Origin of the sequence: Nocardia pseudobrasiliensis NBRC 108224 (genome assembly GCF_001613105.1) — a bacterium.
Classification (GTDB): domain Bacteria; phylum Actinomycetota; class Actinomycetes; order Mycobacteriales; family Mycobacteriaceae; genus Nocardia; species Nocardia pseudobrasiliensis.
On the sequence record NZ_BDBS01000057.1, the window covers coordinates 1 to 17,821 of the forward strand.

Annotated in this window: 16 protein-coding genes; 10 read left to right on the top strand and 6 right to left on the bottom strand. The window is 68.1% G+C overall.

The window, feature by feature from the left end:
• Both sepH and serC read right to left on the bottom strand, forming a co-directional pair.
• The coding region (sepH, locus tag NP4_RS34450; protein ID WP_156524964.1) for a septation protein SepH at positions 1–728 on the bottom strand (728 nt) is incomplete at its 3' end.
• 161 nt (positions 729–889) lie between these two features.
• Positions 890–2,017 (bottom strand): phosphoserine transaminase, encoded by a 1,128-nt coding sequence (gene serC, locus NP4_RS34455; RefSeq protein WP_068006848.1) that lies wholly within the window; start codon positions 2,015–2,017, stop codon positions 890–892.
• Positions 2,018–2,155: 138 nt separating this feature from the next.
• On the opposite strand from serC, the gene NP4_RS34460 reads away from it, so the two are divergent.
• Positions 2,156–2,827, top strand: coding sequence for a hypothetical protein (locus tag NP4_RS34460; RefSeq protein ID WP_068006849.1), 672 nt, complete (start codon positions 2,156–2,158; stop codon positions 2,825–2,827).
• Here NP4_RS34460 and NP4_RS34465 read toward each other — a convergent pair.
• Complete coding sequence (locus NP4_RS34465; protein ID WP_245998667.1) at positions 2,814–3,689, bottom strand: polysaccharide deacetylase family protein; 876 nt, start codon at positions 3,687–3,689, stop codon at positions 2,814–2,816. The two genes, NP4_RS34460 and NP4_RS34465, sit on opposite strands and share 14 nt — an antisense overlap.
• Before the next feature lie 37 nt (positions 3,690–3,726).
• Positions 3,727–4,872: a citrate synthase 2 gene (locus NP4_RS34470; RefSeq protein WP_068006852.1), complete on the bottom strand. Its 1,146-nt coding sequence runs from the start codon at positions 4,870–4,872 to the stop codon at positions 3,727–3,729.
• A 189-nt stretch (positions 4,873–5,061) separates the two neighbouring features.
• Here NP4_RS34470 and pdxH point away from each other — a divergent pair, with 189 nt between their 5' ends.
• The 7 genes from pdxH to NP4_RS34505 all read left to right on the top strand — a co-directional run bounded on the left by pdxH (position 5,062) and on the right by NP4_RS34505 (position 13,485).
• Entirely contained in the window at positions 5,062–5,727 is a 666-nt protein-coding gene (pdxH, locus tag NP4_RS34475) for a pyridoxamine 5'-phosphate oxidase (protein WP_255285622.1), read from the top strand.
• Positions 5,728–5,872: 145 nt separating this feature from the next.
• A complete protein-coding gene (locus NP4_RS34480) occupies positions 5,873–7,156 on the top strand; it encodes an MFS transporter (protein ID WP_082876478.1) in 1,284 nt (427 codons plus the stop codon).
• A 180-nt stretch (positions 7,157–7,336) separates the two neighbouring features.
• Complete coding sequence (locus NP4_RS34485) at positions 7,337–8,650, top strand: citrate synthase (RefSeq protein ID WP_082876479.1); 1,314 nt, start codon at positions 7,337–7,339, stop codon at positions 8,648–8,650.
• A 124-nt stretch (positions 8,651–8,774) separates the two neighbouring features.
• Complete coding sequence (locus tag NP4_RS34490; protein WP_068006854.1) at positions 8,775–10,463, top strand: ATP-binding protein; 1,689 nt, start codon at positions 8,775–8,777, stop codon at positions 10,461–10,463.
• 62 nt (positions 10,464–10,525) lie between these two features.
• Positions 10,526–11,746, top strand: coding sequence for an AI-2E family transporter (locus NP4_RS34495; protein WP_245998669.1), 1,221 nt, complete (start codon positions 10,526–10,528; stop codon positions 11,744–11,746).
• A gap of 85 nt (positions 11,747–11,831) precedes the next feature.
• Positions 11,832–13,034 (top strand): GNAT family N-acetyltransferase, encoded by a 1,203-nt coding sequence (locus NP4_RS34500; RefSeq protein ID WP_068006861.1) that lies wholly within the window; start codon positions 11,832–11,834, stop codon positions 13,032–13,034.
• 61 nt (positions 13,035–13,095) lie between these two features.
• Complete coding sequence (locus tag NP4_RS34505) at positions 13,096–13,485, top strand: YccF domain-containing protein (RefSeq protein ID WP_218024000.1); 390 nt, start codon at positions 13,096–13,098, stop codon at positions 13,483–13,485.
• Positions 13,486–13,489: 4 nt separating this feature from the next.
• On the opposite strand, the gene NP4_RS34510 is transcribed toward NP4_RS34505, so the two are convergent.
• A complete protein-coding gene (locus NP4_RS34510; protein ID WP_068006868.1) occupies positions 13,490–13,927 on the bottom strand; it encodes a MarR family winged helix-turn-helix transcriptional regulator in 438 nt (145 codons plus the stop codon).
• A gap of 64 nt (positions 13,928–13,991) precedes the next feature.
• On the opposite strand from NP4_RS34510, the gene NP4_RS34515 reads away from it, so the two are divergent.
• Together NP4_RS34515 and NP4_RS34520 are read left to right on the top strand one after the other, a co-directional pair.
• The gene (locus NP4_RS34515) at positions 13,992–14,228 is read left to right on the top strand and encodes a DUF2530 domain-containing protein (RefSeq protein WP_068006872.1); all 237 of its coding nucleotides are present in this window, start codon (positions 13,992–13,994) and stop codon (positions 14,226–14,228) included.
• Between the two features lie 69 nt (positions 14,229–14,297).
• Positions 14,298–14,912, top strand: coding sequence for a TetR/AcrR family transcriptional regulator (locus NP4_RS34520; protein ID WP_245998671.1), 615 nt, complete (start codon positions 14,298–14,300; stop codon positions 14,910–14,912).
• Here the strand turns inward: NP4_RS34520 and NP4_RS34525 are convergent.
• Positions 14,893–17,652: a sacsin N-terminal ATP-binding-like domain-containing protein gene (locus NP4_RS34525; protein WP_245998673.1), complete on the bottom strand. Its 2,760-nt coding sequence runs from the start codon at positions 17,650–17,652 to the stop codon at positions 14,893–14,895. The genes NP4_RS34520 and NP4_RS34525 overlap by 20 nt on opposite strands.
• Positions 17,653–17,821 lie beyond the last annotated feature (169 nt).

Here is a 17,821-nt window from a genome sequence, read left to right on the forward strand (position 1 = left end):
TACTCCTCGACGCTGTCCTGCGTGGCGGTGCGCGCCGCGGGGGCGGCGGGCTCCTCGCGCGGAGCCGGTGCGGCGGGCGCGGGTTCGACCGGGGCGGGCTCGGTGACCGGTTCGGGCAGGATGGTCGCCAATCCGCGCAGCGCCCGCCCGAAATCGGGATCGACCAGATCGGTGGCCGGATCGTCGAGCGGCACGACCGAACCGCCGTGCGCGTCGGGCTGATAGCGCCAGTGCGCGGCGATCACCGAACGGCCCGCCTGCCACTGCAATTGGGCGACCCAGTAGTTCTTCTCGTCCTTCCAGGCATCCCATTCGGCGATATCGATATTGTGCCCACGCTCGGCGAATGCGGCGGAGACGATCTCGATGAGGGTCTCCACGGCCGGGCCGTCCTTGCGCACCGGATGCGCCTTCTGCGCCAACTCGGCCGCGCGCGCCCGTTCCAACAGCACCGGATAGGCGAAACGCTCGACTCGGCTGGCGGGCATGCCGGATTCCTCGGTGACCTGTTCCACCGAGGCGCCCGCTCGGATACGGGCCTGGATATCGCGAGGACGCATCGTGGCTTCCGTTTCGATCTCGATCTGGCCGAATCGGGCAAGGTCACCGCGGGCGGCGGCACGGAGCTTCTCGTCTGCGGGCAGCCGGTACTTCTGGCCGGTCTCGGTATCGGCACACACGATATGTGCGGAATCGGGCGTCAATCCGATCACTCGAAGTTCACGCACCGTTACCTCCTTATCGCTGCGTCGATCACAGCCAGGCTCGCGACACCGCCCACGTTATGGAACAGTAGTGCACTTCTGAGATTCGTGGGGCAAGACACGCGCGCGAGAATCCAACGTGGGACTCTCGCTCGCGTTAATCTGCTGTGTTCTGAACCCGAAGGCTACTTGGCGATTTCGCTCACAACCCAGTCGACGCAGCGGGTCAGCTGCGAGACGTCCTCGGGATCGATCGCCGGGAACATACCGATACGCAGCTGGTTGCGGCCCAATTTGCGGTAGGGCTCGGTATCGACGATGCCATTGGCGCGCAACACCTTCGCGACCTGCGCGGCGTCGACCGAATCGGCGAAGTCGATGGTGCCGACGACCTGCGAGCGTTGCGCCGGATCGGCGACGAACGGCGTGGCGAATTCGCTCGACTCGGCCCACGAGTACAGCCGCGAGGAGGAATCCAGCGTGCGCTTGACGGCCCAGTCCAATCCGCCGTTGCCGTTGAGCCATTCGATCTGATCGGCGAACAGCAGCAGGGTGGCCAGCGCCGGGGTGTTGTAGGTCTGATCCTTGGTGCTGTTGTCGACCGCGATCGGCAGCGACAGGAATTCGGGGGTGTAGCGACCCGAATCCGCGATCTCGGCAACGCGTTCCAGCGCCTTCGGGCTCATCAGCGCGACCCACAGCCCACCGTCGGCGGCGAAGCACTTCTGCGGGGCGAAGTAATAGACATCGGCATCGGTGATGTTCACCGGCAGACCGCCCGCGCCCGAGGTGGCATCGATGGCGATCAGCGCATTGTCCGAACCCGCCGGGCGCTGCACGCCTACCGCGACGCCGGTGGAGGTCTCGTTGTGCGCCCAGGCGATCACATCGGCGGCCGGATCGGCGACCGGCTCCGGCGCGGTGCCCGGATCGCTGGACACCACGATGGGATCGCCGATGAACGGATTCTTCTTGGCCACCGAGGCGAATTTGGAGCTGAACTCACCGTAGGTCAGATGCAGCGAGCGCTCCCGAATCAGGCCGAACGCCGCTGCGTCCCAGAACGCGGTGGTGCCGCCGTTGCCGAGGACGACCTCGTATCCGTCGGGCAGGGCGAACAATTCGCGCAGCCCGGAGCGCACCCGCGCGACCACGTCCTTGACGGGCTTCTGGCGGTGGCTGGTGCCGAATACGGACGCGCCCACCTCGACGAGGGAACGCAACTGCTCGGGCCGGACCTTGGACGGCCCGCAGCCGAACCGGCCGTCGGCGGGCTTCAAATCGGCGGGAATGGTCGGGAACGCAGCGGTCATGGCCACAAGACTAGAGGCCGACCACGGTCGTTGCTGCGGTGGGTCACCCCCTCGTTTCCCGACGTCGCGTACAAATGAATTTTCATTTGCATAACCATTTCGACGTGGCGTGGGACACAGCCGGGCTACCGTTGAGCCATGAGCATGGCTGCATTGGATGGGGTCGGCCTTCTAGGCCGGTTGTCGACCCAGCTCGAATCGCATGGTTTCGCGCTCCGCCACGGCGCGCTGTCGCCGACCGCCCGGCGCGAACTGCTGCTGCACGGCCTCGCGGGAACCGCGACCGTACTGGGTATGCGGCCGCGCCGGACCGAACCGGGACACCGGTTCTGGGTCCGCGTGCAGATCGATGGCCGCCCGCCCTACGAGACCCGGGTGCGTCAGCAGGTGCAGGCCGCCGATCTGGATGCCATGCAGCCCGGCGACGTGGTCGGCTGCCGGGTCGATCCGGGCGACCGCGATCGCGTCGTGCTCTACGTACCGAGCCCGGAAGAGGCCACCCGCGTGAGCATTTCGAAGATCCTGGCCGACGGCCGCCGCGCCGCGGCCACGGTCCTGGCCGCCACGCCCGTCGCCGCCGACTACTCCGGCCTCGACGATCCGGTGCTGCGGTTGGATCTGGAGCTGCGGGCCTGGGACGAGCCGCGCCCATGGCGGGTTCGGGTGATCCAGCCCGTACCGCTGACCGCGATCGAATTGGTCGATCTGGGTAGACATCTGGAGGTCGCGTTCTTCACCGTCGATCGCGGGGAATCGGTCGCGGTCGACTGGGCCGCCTCGATCGAGGACCGAAACGCTATGGGAGCCTGACGAATTCGTAACCCTGCTGACGCAGCCTCGGCAGCGCGACCAGCATTCCCGGCGCGGTACCGGATTTCGGCCGATGCATATGCGCGATGGTGATCGAACCCGGTTCCACCCGCGCCATGGCCTGCTGCACCTGGGCGGCCGAAAAGGTCGCTCCCGCATCGGCATTGACGCTGAAGCCCACCGGTTGCTCGCCCAGATCGCGCACGATCGAGACCGCCACGTCGTCGTAGTGCGCGGTGCCCGCGCGGAAGAAGCGCGGCGGGCGGCCGAGTAGATCGGTCAGTGTCTCGTGATTACCCCACACCTCGTCGACCGCCTGCTGGGCCGAGCCCGTGCCGTCGATGCCGTAGGCGGCGCGACCGTTCACCGACAGCGGGCAGTGCCGGGTGCCGTGATTGGCCAGTTCGAACAGCGGATTGGCGGCGAGTTTGGCGGCCCGGCCCGGATCGGCGTCGATCCAACGCTTGTTGAGGAACAGCGTCGCCGGAATCGACTGCTCGATCAGGAAATTCACCAGCACATCGTTGATCTCGTCGTTGTCCGGGCCGCCGCAGGCGTCGAAGGTCAGCGCCATCTGCTTGCCCTGGGCCGGGACCGTGGTGATGATTCCGGGCAGATCCATACCCCATGCGCCGGGCTGCGCCCCGGCGTAGCGACCGGCCACCGCGCCGGGGACCTCCGAGCGGACCAGCTGCACCCGGGCGGGCACGGCCGCCGCCGGGGTGCGTTGCGTTGTCGCGGCGGCCGAGCGCGGTACAGACGAATCGTCTTGTGCCGCACTACATCCCGAACTCATGAAACCGGCGGCCAGGGCCGCCCCCGCTGTCAGCAAGCCCCGCCGAGACAGTCCCTTGTCCACCACGCGACCGGATGTTACGCGAAGCGGACCGATGAGTCGATTACTGGTGGGCGATGTTTTCCCAGCCGGCGACGCTGTCGGCCGAACGCGGCTGCGGCCCGGTGTAGATGGCGGCCGGGCGGACCAGTTTGCCCAGCTGCTTCTGCTCCAGGATGTGCGCGCACCACCCGGCGGTGCGGCCACAGGTGAACATCGCGGGCATCATATGCGCGGGCACCTCGGCGAAATCGAGGATGACCGCGGCCCAGAACTCGACGTTGGTTTCGATGGCCCGGTCGGGGCGACGCTCGCGCAACTCGGCCAGGGCGGCGTTCTCGAGTGCGGCGGCGACCTCGTAGCGCGGGGCGTCCAGGCGCTTGGCGGTGGCACGCAGCACGCGGGCGCGCGGATCCTCGGCCCGGTAGACCCGGTGGCCGAAGCCCATCAGCTTTTCCTTGCGGTCCAGGATGCCCTTCACCAGAGCCCGTGCGTCACCGGACTTCTCGACCTGTTCGATCATCGGCAGCACGCGCGCCGGCGCGCCGCCGTGCAGCGGGCCGGACATCGCGCCGATCGCGCCGGACAGGCAGGCCGCTACATCGGCGCCGGTGGAGGCGATCACGCGGGCGGTGAAGGTGGAGGCGTTCATACCGTGCTCGGCCGCGGAGACCCAGTAGGCGTCGATGGCCTCGATGTGGCGCGGATCCGGATCACCCTTCCAGCGGGTCATGAACCGCTGGGTGATGGTCTCGCACTCGTCGATCTTCTTCTGCGGCACGGCGGGCTGGTAGATGCCGCGCGCGGACTGCGCGACATAGGACAGCGCCATCACCGACGCGCGGGCCAGATTCTCCCGGGCGGTGTCGTCGTTGATATCCAGCAGCGGCTGATAACCCCAGATCGGGGCGAGCATGGCCAGGCCCGCCTGCACATCGACGCGCACATCACCGGTGTGCACGGGCAGCGGAAACGGTTCGGCGGGCGGCAGGCCGCGTCCGAATTCGCCGTCGACCAGCAGCGCCCAGACATCGCCGAAGGTCACCTTGTTGGCCACCAGATCCTCGATGTCGACGCCCCGGTACCGCAGGGCGCCACCGTCCTTGTCCGGTTCGGCGATGTCGGTGGTGAAAGCCACGACACCTTCCAGACCGCTGACGAAATCGGGGGGTACGGCAGGACCAGTAGGTGCCGCAGCGCTGGTAGTCATGTTGTGACTCTCCTTGCAAATCGGGCCGCACGATCTGTGGGCGACCACGCCGATCACTTCAGAACCTTAGTCGGTCCACTACTGCGGAGTAACGTCTGGTCCATGCGTGACGAGCAGAATTCACCTGGCTCTCCCGATTCGGAAACGGGAATCGAATCTGCCGAGATCGACCCGGCGGTGCGAGCCGAGATGGATATCGCCGCCATGCGCGCCGAATACGGCGGCGATCCCGATCTCGACGAGTCCTGGCTGGTCGACGGGTGGGAACCGGTGCTGCGCACCTGGATCGAACAGGCCACCCGCGCCCGCATCGCCGAACCGAATGCGATGGTGCTGGCCACGGTCGAGCCGACCGAATCCGGACCGCGCCCGGCCTCCCGCACCGTGCTGTGCAAAGGGCTCTCGCCGGAGGGTGTGACTTTTTACACCAATTACGACTCGGCCAAAGGACGGCAATTGGCGGCCGTTCCCTATGCGTCGATCACCTTCGCCTGGCCCGCCCTGGGCCGACAGGTGAATCTGCGCGGCCCGATCCATCGGGTTTCTGCCGAGGTGACCTCCGTCTATTGGCGCTCCCGCCCACGCAATTCCCAACTCGGCGCCTGGGCCTCCCACCAATCCCGCCCCATCGCCTCCCGCGCCGAGCTCGATCGCGCCCTCACCGAAACCACCGCCCGCTTCGCCGACACCGACGAGATCCCGGTGCCCCCGCACTGGGGCGGTTTCATCCTCCGCCCGGAGATCGTGGAGTTCTGGCAGGGTCGACGCAGTCGGCTGCACAACCGCATTCGGGTGATCTTGGAGGCGGGGAGTATCGACGCCGCGGCCATGAAACTGGAACGGCTGCAGCCTTAGTCGTCCTGGCCTTCGGCCAGGAAAATCGGGAGGGCGCACGCCGCGTCAAGGGGGAGGGCGCACGCCGCGTCAAGGGTTGTATTCATGGGATGACCCACTCAAAATCAATCACTATGTCCGACACCCTGCCGATACGCTCTCGCCGGTGAAGCTGCTCGCCGACGTCGCACCGCTGCGCCATCCCGATTTCCGCCGGTTGTGGACGACCAATGTCGTCACCGTGGTCGGCGCGCAGTTGTCGGTGGTGGCCGTGCCGCAGCAGATCTTCGAGATCACCCGGAGTTCGGGGTATGTCGGGCTGGCCGGATTGTTCGGGCTGGTGCCGCTGGTGGTGTTCGGGCTGTGGGGCGGGGCGCTGGCCGATGTGATGGATCGGCGGAAGTTGTTGCTGATCACCAGTTCCGGTACGGGACTGACCGCACTCGCGTTCTGGGCCCAGGCCGCGGCGGGGGTGAACAATGTCTGGCTGGTGTTCGGGCTTTTCGCGGTGCAGCAGGCGTTCTTCGCGGTGAATCAGCCGACCCGCAGCGCGATCATCCCGCGGCTGCTGCCGGGCGAGCTGCTCCCCGCGGCGAACTCGCTCAACTCGACGCTCATGCAGTTCGGCGCGATCGCCGGACCGCTGCTGGCGGGCATGCTGATCCCCCTCGCGGGCCTGTCGACGCTGTATCTCCTGGACGCCATCGCCCTGCTGGCGACGCTGTGGGCGATCTGGCGACTGCCGCCGGTCCCGCCGACGGGCGGGGTGCGCCGGGCCGGATTGCGCACGGTCGTCGAGGGTTTCAGCTATCTGGCCACCCAGCGCATCCTGCTCGCCTCCTTCGTGGTCGACATCGTCGCGATGGTGTTCGGCATGCCGCGGGCGCTGTTCCCGCAGATCGCCCACGACACCTTCGGCGATCCGGTCGGCGGCGGCACATCGCTGGGCCTGCTGTTCGCGGCGCTGTCGGCGGGTGCGGTCGCGGGCGGCATCTTCTCCGGCTGGCTCGGACATGTGCGCAGGCAGGGCCGGGCCGTGGTGATCTGCATCGCGCTGTGGGGCGTGGGCATGATCGGCTTCGGCGTCGCGGTGGGCCTCAGCGGGGCGGGGCTGGGCACCCGCCTGGGCCTGTGGATCGCCCTGGGGTGCTTGGCATTCGGCGGCGCGGTGGACATGTTCTCGGCCACCCTGCGCACCACCATGCTGCAGCAGGTCGCCACCGACGAGATGCGCGGGCGGCTGCAGGGAGTGTTCATCGTGGTCGTCGCCGGTGGGCCGCGCATCGGTGATGTTGCCCACGGTTTCGCCGCCGCGGCGTTGGGTACCGCTGTGGCATCGGCCGGTGGTGGCACTCTGGTCGTGATCGGAATGGTGATCGCGGCGGTGATCTTCCCGGCCTTCGTGCGCTACCGCGTACCCCGTGCACACGCCGAAATTACGGTGGCATGAGCGATCTCGCGCTAATACCACGCAGACCCGTCCACGCTCACATCGTGCGCAGGTGACTGTGAGGTAGGTAAGGACCACCCTCACGAATCACGCACACAGCCAGCGGCTAGCGTTGAGGCAGGCGCATCGGACGCCGACCGCGCCCGATGCCTATGGTTCTAGCCTGAGAGGGATCCTTCCGTGCCCGCTGAGAACATCATCAACGTCGACGACGACGCCAAGCCGGTACTGTCCTACCCTGGCGGCGAATATCCCATGACGATCGCCAAGGCCGCCGAGGGTAACGACGGGATCGATCTGGGCAAGCTGCTGGCCAGCACCGGCTACGTCACCTACGACCCCGGTTTCACCAACACCGCCCCGACCAAGTCCGCGATCACCTATATCGACGGCGAGGCCGGTATTCTGCGTTACCGCGGCTACCCCATCGAGCAGCTCGCCGCGAAGTCCACCTTCCTCGAGGTCAGCTATCTGCTCATCTACGGTGAACTGCCGACCAAGGCCCAGCTCGACGACTTCACCGACCGCATCCGCCGCCACACCCTGCTGCACGAGGACCTCAAGCGCTTCTTCGACGGGTTCCCGCGCAACGCGCACCCGATGCCGGTGCTGTCCTCGGCGGTCAACGCGCTGTCGGCCTACTATCAGGATTCGCTCGATCCGCGCGATCCGGAGCAGGTGGAGCTGTCCACGATCCGGCTGCTGGCCAAGCTGCCGACCATCGCGGCCTACTCCTACAAGAAGTCGGTCGGCCAGCCCTTCCTCTACCCGGACAACTCGCTGTCGCTGGTGGAGAACTTCCTGCGGATGACCTTCGGCTTCCCGGCCGAGCCCTACGAGGTCGATCCCGAGGTCGCCCAGGCGCTGGACATGCTGCTGATCCTGCACGCCGATCACGAGCAGAACTGCTCCACCTCGACCGTGCGCCTGGTCGGCTCCTCCGACGCCAACCTGTTCACCTCGGTCTCCGGCGGCATCAACGCGCTGTGGGGTCCGCTGCACGGCGGCGCCAACCAGGCCGTGCTGGAGATGCTCGACGGCATCAAGGCGCAGGGCGGCGACGTCAAGGAGTTCATCCGCAAGGTCAAGAACAAGGAAGACGGGGTGAAGCTGATGGGCTTCGGCCACCGCGTCTACCGCAACTACGACCCGCGCGCCACCATCGTCAAGAAGACCGCCGACCAGATCCTCGGCAAGCTCGGCGTGCAGGACCCGCTGCTCGACATCGCCAAGCAGCTCGAAGAGGTCGCCCTGTCCGACGACTACTTCGTCGAGCGCCGCCTGTACCCGAACGTCGACTTCTACACCGGCGTGATCTACCGGGCCATGGGCTTCCCGACCCGCATGTTCACCGTGCTGTTCGCTATGGGCCGGCTGCCCGGCTGGATCGCCCACTGGCGCGAACTGCACCGCGAGCCGCTCAAGATCGGCCGCCCGCGTCAGATCTACACCGGCTACGGCGAACGCGACTACGCCGAGATCGCCGGCCGCTGAAATACGCTGCACGAGACCCGCTTCCGGATTCCGGGAGCGGGTTTTCGCATATTCGGGGAACGAAAACCCCACCGCCACCGTCTAACCCGAACAGAGAAGTCAATTCAACGCTTCGGGGGAAGATATGGAGTTCAGATCGGGCGGCGAGGGCCAGGGCGAGAACCCGGGCTCCGCGCGCAACGAGTTCGCGCGGCGACTGGCCGCCCTGCATCGCGCGGCGGGCCTACCGTCGCTGCGCAATGTGGCGATGCTGGCACAGCGCCGTGGCGAGGGGGATCATCGGTCGGCGGTGGCGACCGCACAGCGCATCAGCGACTGGGTGAGCGGGCGCAATGTGCCCGCCCGTTTCGAATCACTGGTCCCGGTGCTACAGGTATTGGGTTCACGGGCCCGGCGGCGCGCCGGAACCCCTTCCGAGACAATCAATTTACGCGCCTGGCGGATGCTGTGGTCGGCGGCTCGCGCCACGCCGGTGGCCTCGGCGGGCGGGCCCGGCGCGCCGTATCCCGACGCCGCGGGCTTCTCCGAGGCGCACGAATCGGTGTTCTTCGGCCGTCGGCGCGCGCTGAGCGGGCTGCTGGAAATGATTCGCGCGTCGGCGGATTCGGATCGACCCGCCCGTCCGATCGTCCTCACCGGCGCCTCCGGCGTCGGCAAATCGGCCCTGCTGCACGCGGGCGTGGTCCCGGCGCTACGGGCCGAACCGGGCCGCTGGGCGATCGCGGCCATGGTCCCGGGCCGGGACCCGCTCGGCACCCTGGCCCGAATCTTCGGCGGCAGTTCGGATTTCGCCCTCGCCGACTTGGACGCACAGACGATCGCCCGCTGGTCCGGCGGCCGGCGGCCGCTGCTGATTGTCGACCAGTTCGAACAGCTCTACCGACCCGAGCTGGATCCGGCCGCCCGCGAGGGCTTCCTCCGATGGCTCGACCGCCTGACGGCCGTCGGCTCGGTCCTCGTCTCGATCCGCTCGGATCAGGTGGTCCACTGCTCGGAACCGTCCTGGCTGTCGAATGCCCTGCAGCACAACAGCTTCACCCTCACGCCCATGCGCAGACAGGAACTCGTCTCGGCCATCGTCGGCCCGCCGCGCACCCGCGGGGTGACCGTCGATCCCGGCGTGGTCGACCTGCTGATCGCATCGCTCGACGGCGGCCGGGCCGTACCCGCCCGCCCCGCCGACGCGGGTGCGCTGCCCGTGCTGTCGACGGCGATGCGATCGATGTGGGCGCGCCGCAGCGGCGAGCGGCTCGACATCGCCACCTACCGCAGGGTGGGCGGTGTGGCCGGGGTGGTCGGGCAATTGGCCGAGCGCTACTGGGCCGGGCTCACCGAACGCGAGCGCCTCGACGCCCAGCAGGTGCTGCTGGCCCTGGTCACCGTCCACCGCGACGGCACGGTCGTGCGACGCCGCGCGCCGCTCGCCGATCTCGACGGCCTCGCCGCGGGCTCGGGCCCGGATCTCGTCGAACGGCTGGTGCGGGCGCGACTGGTCACCCTGGCCGCCCGCCACGCCGTCCTCGCGCACGACGCGCTGCTGGACTGGGATCGCCTGCGGAATCTGATCGCCACCAACCGCACCATGCTGATCTGGCGGCAGCGCATCGAGGACGACGCGGCCGAATGGGAAGCCGCCGACCGTGATCCGGGCCTGCTGTATCGCGGCGTCCGCCTCACCAGCGCGATCCGCAGCGCCGATCCGTCACTGAGCCCCGCCGCCACCCGATTCCTCCGGGCGTGCGCCCGGACCGAACTCGGTGGTTCGGAGGAGTCCGGCCGGGTAGACGAGTACGAGGAAGCCGCCGCGCGCTGAGTTCGACGGACCGATCGCGGGTCTTGGCGGCTGATTCGCGATCGGTCCAGGAGACTGTGCTCGTGGTCGAGGATGCGAGTTCGGAGCGGATGCCCCGTTGGCTGCCGCGAGCGCTGCTACTGGCGTTCGCGGGGCTGGCCGCGTATCAACTGGGCGAGTGGGCCTTCCACAAACTGCTCGGCCTGATCACGATGATGTTGGTCGCCTTCTTCATCTCGCTGGCGATGGAACCCGCGGTCGATCTGATGACCGCGCGCAAGGTGCCGCGCGGAGTCGCCACCGCCGTGGTCTTCGTGCTCTTGTTCGCCGCGGTCGGCGGATTTCTCGCCGCGCTGGTGACGCTGCTGGTGGAGACGGTGAGCAATCTGCTCAACGAATTACCCGGCCTGCTCAATCAGTTGGTGGACTGGGTCAACGGCACCTTCCACCAGCATTTCACGATCGATCAGCTGCGCGACCGACTGCTGCACGACTCCAACATCATCAACAACTACGCCCAGACGGCCGCCAACAATATCTGGGGACTGTCGAGCACGATCCTGGGCGGGCTGGCCCAATTCCTGACCATCGCGCTGTTCAGCATCTATCTCACCGCCGACGGGCCCAAGCTGCGGCGCACGATCTGTTCGCTACTACCCCAGCGCAGGCAGGACACGGTCCTGCACGCCTGGGATCTGGCGATCGATAAGACCGGCGGCTACCTGTACTCGCGGGCGCTGCTGGCCGTGATCTCGGCGGTGACCCATGCGATCTTCCTGGCGATCCTCGATCTGCCCAATCCGATCGCGCTGGGTGTGTGGTTCGGCGTGATCGCCTCCTTCGTCCCGACGATCGGCACCTATCTGGCGAGTGTGCTGCCGATTCTGGTCGCGCTGACCGTGCAGCCGTTCGACGCGGTCTGGCTGCTCATATTCGTGGTGCTGTACCAGTGGTTCCAGGACTATCTGCTGCAGCCGCGCATCACCGCGCGCACGGTCGATGTGAACGCGGCCGTGGCACTGCTGTCGGTGCTGGCCGGGGCGGCGCTGCTCGGCGCGGTCGGCGCGCTGCTGGCCATTCCGGCCACCGCCACCGTGCAGGCCTTCCTCAGTGAATATCTGCCGCGCTACCAGGTGGCCGCCGATCCGCGCATCGACCGCACCGCGCCCCGGCGCGAACGGAAGGCCATGCTGCGCAGACGCTCCCGGCGCAATCGCCGCGTGCGGTCCGACGAGCCGAACGCGACCGCGCCGACACAGCACGAGGCCGAACGGGATCAGCCGCCGGAGCGTGCCCCGGAGTAGCGCGAGCCGCCCCGAGGTGGCCCGGACCGCAGGGCGCGCGGAAATTGACGTGCGGGTCGTTCCAGCCCCGTGCGAAGGTCGATACATGTCGCTCCCCACCGGAATCTCCCTGCGCTCGGGCGCCGCGGCCGACGAGCCGGCCCTGTATCTGTTGCTGGCCAATGCGTTCGGCGGACGGGCGACCGCCGATCCGGCCGAGGCCGAGTGGCGCAGGCAGGTCTTTCCGACCGAGCGCGCGATTCTCGCCATGGACGGCGATCGCATCGTCGGCCACACCAAGGATCGCGAGATGACCCTGACCGTTCCCGGCGAGCGCACGGTCCAGGCGTGCGGCATCGCCGGAGTCGTGGTCGCCCCGACCCACCGCCGCCGCGGCATCCTGCGCGCGCTGTACACCGAACAGCATCGCCGCATCGAGGAGGCGGGCCTGCCGCTGACCATCTTCACCGCGAGCCGGGCCACCATCTACGGCCGTTTCGGATACGGACCGACGATCGTGGAGAGCCGGGTCCGCATCGATCGCCGCTTCGCCGAATTCCGGCCCACCGCACCGGATCCCGGCGGCGTCGAACTCACCCCGCTCGAGACCGCGCTGGAACGGCAGCTGCCCGAGATCTACGATCGCTGGCGTCGCCGCACGCCCGGCGCGCAGGTACGCCCGGCCGCGGCCTGGCAGACCAAACTCGCCGACTATCGCTCCGACGGCGGCCTGTTCGCCCTGGTCCACCCGGACGGCTACGCGCTGTATCGCTACCAGTACACCGAGACCGACCTGAACGCCGAGGTGGTCGAATTCCACGCCGTCACCGTCGAGGCGCACGCCGCACTGTGGCGCGCCCTGCTCGGCCTGGATCTGGTGACGATCGTGGAAACCTCGATCAGCGACGACGATCCGCTGCCCCACCTGATCACCGACAGCCGCCTGGTACGCACGGTCGGCCGCTACGACGCGCTGTGGGCCCGGTTGATGGATGTGCCCGCGGCCCTGTCGGCGCGCGGCTATCAGCACGATCTGGATGTCGTACTGGCGGTCACCGATCCGTTCCGCCAGGCGGGCGGCGTCTTCGCGCTGCGGGTGCGCGACGGCGTGGCCGAATGCGAGCCGACGGCCCGGCCCGCCGATGTCGAACTGGGCATGGATGTGCTGGGCAGCCTGTACCTGGGCGCGCATCGCGCGCGCACATTCGCGGCGGCGAACCGCTTGCAGGCCAAGGACTCCGAGCAGCTGCGCCGCCTGGACCTGGCGTTCACCGGCGAATGCGAACCGGTCCTCGGCTGGTTCTTCTGATGTGATCCGCGGCTCGTCGACGGGACCCGGGCCGCACTGGCATGCTGGTGCCGTGAGCCTCATCCGGTTGGTCCTGAATGTGCTGTGGCTGGTGTTCGCCGGCTTCTGGATGGCGCTGGGCTATCTGGTGGCCGGTGTCATCTGCTGTGTGCTGATCGTCACCATCCCGTTCGGCATCGCGTCGTTCCGCATCGCGGGCTATGTGCTGTGGCCGTTCGGCCGCGAGGCCGTGGCCCGGCCGGGCGCGGGGGTGCCGTCGTTGATCGGCAATGTGATCTGGGTGCTGGTGGCGGGCTGGTGGCTCGCGCTCGGACACCTGCTCACCAGCATTCCGCTGTTCATCTCGATCGTCGGCATCCCGTTCGGGTGGGCCAACCTCAAGCTCATCCCGATCTCGCTCATGCCGCTGGGCCGCGAAATCGTGCCCAGCGACCGGGCTTTCGGGCAGTGACGCGCTATTCCGATTGATCCACAATCTGTTTCATGATCGCGACCGCGTCCCGCAACACCTGCAGCTGATCGGGGCGCAGGCCCGCCAGCTGTTCGGTCATCCACGCCTCACGGGCGTTGTTCTCGTCCTGCACCAGCGCGCGGCCCGCCTCCGACAGCGACACGATGATCTGGCGGCCGTCGGTGGGGTGCGGGTTGCGTTCCACCAGTTGCAGTTCCGACAGCGACGCGATGACGCGGGTCATCGATGGCGGCTGGACGCGCTCCTTGGCGGCCAGCGTGCCCGGCGTCATGGCGCCCTCGCGGTTGAGCGTCGCCAGGGCCGACAGCTGGGTCAGCGAAATCTGGGCGTCGGCGCGGCGGCCCCGCAGATGTCGCGTCAAGCGCACGACCGCCAGGGAGAGCTCGGCGGCCAGCGCGCGAATGTCGGAAGGCGTTGTCACAGAGGCAAACGATACGGGACCCGCCACCCACGAGACGGCCGTTCCCGTCGCTAAGGTTGACATCGTGACCCGCAACGTGCCCGAAATTCCGCCGCATCTGACCGATCCGCGCCCGGTGCTGGTCGTCGGCGTGCTCGCGTGGGCAATCGCGACCGTACTCGTGTGGACGGTCGACGCCTGGGCCCCCGCCCGGCCGATCTGCCTGATGGGCATGGTCGTCGGACTTCTCGCCTATCTGATCTTCGTACTCCAGCGGCGCTCCGCGCGACGGGGTGACAAGGGTGCACAAAAAGGTCTCTGAGAAGTTTTTACAGCCCGCGAATTGACTGTTCGCGCACTTGCCGCTTAACTGCCTTGGGTGTCCTCCCGATTGAGCGTCGAAGAAAGACGGGCCCACCTTATCGAGGCGGCCATCGGTCTTGCCGAAAAAAAGGGCGTCGCCGGGGTTACCACGCGCGATGTAGCTCAGGCGGCCGGTGTTTCGCTCGGTGTGGTGCATTACTGTTTCGAAAACAAGGACGCGCTGATGACCGAACTGGTCAAGGCGTTGTCGATGGAATTGCGCGATTCCGTTGAGACCAACGAAACGGTCTGGCAGGACGTTGGAAGCGGAAAGGAATCGCTTCAAAATTTGGTGCGCGCGAGCCTGGAACTACTCTGGCTCAACATCGAAGCGACGCCCGAACGACAGCTGCTCACCTACGAAACCACCACCTACGCACTGCGCGAAAGCGAACAAACCCCGGCAAAACTCGCGATCGCCCGAGAGCAGTACACGTTCAACGACTCCACCGTCGCCGATGTGCTCGAACACGCCCGCGACGCGACCGGCACCCAGTGGTCGGTTCCGGTACAGACGCTGAGTCGCTTCACCCTCAACGTCATCGACGGCGTCGTATTGCGCTGGTTGGTCGACAACGACAGCGATGCGGTGCGCACTCAGCTGGATGTGCTCGCCGAGATGGTCACGACGTACGCGAAGTAACCTGTCGCCGAACATGTGTCGTGGTGTCCTCGCGCCACCACGGCACCTCGGCCACACCCTCGTAGGCGCCGCTCAGTCGGACCCGCAAACGATCGTGCAATACCAAATCGCCTGCGGGACGGCCGAATTGCAGACTCAGCACCACGCCCAGCGGTTCGTCGGCCCAGTTCGTCGACTCGCCGGGATCGAGGATCTCGGCGGTCATCGCATCCGATGCCAGTGGTAGATCCAGCAGATCGGCCAGTGCGGCAGCGTGTTCCAGATCTCCGACCACCAGCCGATCGGGCGGAATCACCAGCCCGTACCAGGGGCGGTCCAGCACCATGGCCCGCGCGGGGTCGATCACCGCGCCCGACAGCGCACGTACCCGTTCCGGTGGTGCGAGCGCGTCCAGATCGAGATGGGTTGCGGCCGTGGCCAGTCGGGCGTGCGTTCGGGAAATCGCCTCCGGCGACGGCCTTTTCGCGGGGTCGGCGAGCGCTTCGAGCAGGGCGGCTGCCAGTTCCTGATCGATGGTCTCCGGATCGGCCAGCACCGCGCGTAGCGCCTGCGCCTCGGCCGGTGCGAAATTCGCCGATTCCGGTAGCAGTCCGGCGAAGACGGGATCGCCGGGCGCGCGGAACAGGCCGAGGGGTGTGCCATCGATGCGGGCGTGGCGGCGCAGCCACCACGCGGTGTAGCCGTCGCGGTCGGCCAGCAGCGGGCGGGTGCCGGGCTCGGACAGCAACAACCGCAACGCCTTCGGCCATGCCTCGTCGGCGACCAGATCCAGATCGCGCACCGCGGCCAGTTCCGGCGGATCCTCGGCCAGGCCGTCCCACCACCGCTCCTCGTCGTCGAGGTGATGGTCGGGTCCGGTCGGATCGCTTTCGGTGACGACGGTGAAGCCCCAGCCGACGCCGATCGCGCGCAGGGCCGCGGGGCCGTACCTGTCCACGATCGTGGAATCGACTGTGCCGAACGGCGAATCGGCCACCAGCAGCTCGGCCAGGGGCGCTTGCGGCAGCAGCAGCTCGTCGGCCGGGCGGGATTCGCCCGCGGTATCGGGTAATTCGAGCAGGCCGAGACCGGGCGGTAGGACCGCGTCGTCGGGCAGTTGCGCGGCCAGGCCCAGGACGGCGGCGACGGTATCCGGATCGGCCGGGTCGAGTTCCAGTTCCCCTAGCAGCGCGGGGTCGTTCAGCAGATCCTCGGCGGTGACCGAGCGCGCGCCGAGTCTGTCCAGCAGTTCGTGCGCGGCCTCGGGGTGCACCAGGCGGGCCCAGCGCACCGGGAGGGTGGTGTCGAGGTGGTCGTCCAGGACGACCGTGCGGGGGCCGGTGACGAGCCGACCGTCGGTCAGCGGAACCGCCAGTGCGCCCAGTTCTTCCACGGCCAGCGGATCGGTGACGAACGGATCCAGGGCGTCGTAGAGGGCGTACCACCAGTTCGGCGGACGCTCCAGACCCGAGGACAGCTCGGCGATCCGGGCCAGGCCGATGCGGTGGACGTCGAGGACGGCCAGGGTGTCGGCGGCGACGCGGCCGGACAGATCGGCGATCACCAGGGGGCCGAGGACATCGGCGAGCAGTTCGGTGAGTTCGGTGGTGGCGCCGGGGAATACGCTGCTGCGCCGGGGTGCGGCGGTGGCGTCGGTGGTTTCGCCGGTCGGATCGAGTACGGGCAGCCATGGGGCGCCACGGAGTTCATCGATGAGCGCCTCGCGCAGCAGGCCGTCGGTTTCGCTGCGGGCGAAGCCCGGGGTGGGCACCAGGACCAGTCGGTCGCGCGGCGGTAGAGCGCGCGCGAAATCGGCGTAGCCCGAAGCCAATTCGGCGATGCGAGCGCCAGGGAGCAGGCGGCGGCGGTCGGGCTGCATCGCGATATCGGCGATCAGCAGGGCGGGTAGCGAGAGCTCCTCGTCGGAGCGGGTCGGGGCGCGTAGGACATCGGAACCCGCCGAGACGGGGCGGCCGTCGCGGATCGGCAGCAGCCAGCGGGCGCGACCGGTCGTGAACTGCCACCAGATCCGCGTCTCGTCGGCCGGGCCGGACAGGCGCAGCTCCGCCAGTCCGTTGCCGAGTTCGGTGAGCGCACTGATGATTTCGTCGTCAGCGATTCGAATGGCTTGCAGAGCAGGCAGTTCCAGCAGCAGATCGGCGGCTTCGACGCGCATGGCGGCCAGTAGCGAATCGGGATCGATGTCCGGGCGCAGGCGGAGCACGATCTCACTGTCGAATCCATCGGCGGGGGCGTCCGAGACGGGCCAGGCCAGACGCAACACCGGCGGCTGGAAGCCGTCCGCCGGGATATGGATATCATTGTCCCGCAGCGTATTCCAGGTCTCAGCTCGGGAGAACCGCACCGAACCGGCACTCGATCGGAATTCGATCTCCTCGGAGACAGCCACCACCGCGGTGAACCCGACGCCGAACCGCCCCACGGTCGACCCGGCCTCCGATTTCGCCGAGGCCCGCAGCGCGGTCAGCGCGTGCACCCCCGAAACATCCAACGGCACACCGGTATTGGCCACATGCAGTCCGGCAGCGTCCACCCACACCGCGACCCGCCCCGGCGCTCCGCCCCTGGCCGCCGCATCCGCGGCATTCTGCGCCAACTCGGTCAGCAACCGATCCCGATACCCCGCCCGCACGAGATCCCCCTCGGTAGCGGCATCCTCCCGCAGCCGAGTAGGCGACCCCCGCCAGGCCGCGACCACCCCTTCCCGCAGCCCCGCCGTCCCGAACGGATCCACCCCCACCCCGCCGATCAGCGCTCCTCCGCTCCCCCGACCTCGCCCGGTTTCACCCGCACAGCCGAAACGGCCCACGCATCGCTGTAATGCGCGCGCTCCCCGGAATCCTCCGCGCCCGAGGGAACCGGCCCCGCAACCTCGGAGTCCACCTCGCCAACAGCGCCTTCAGCCTCCA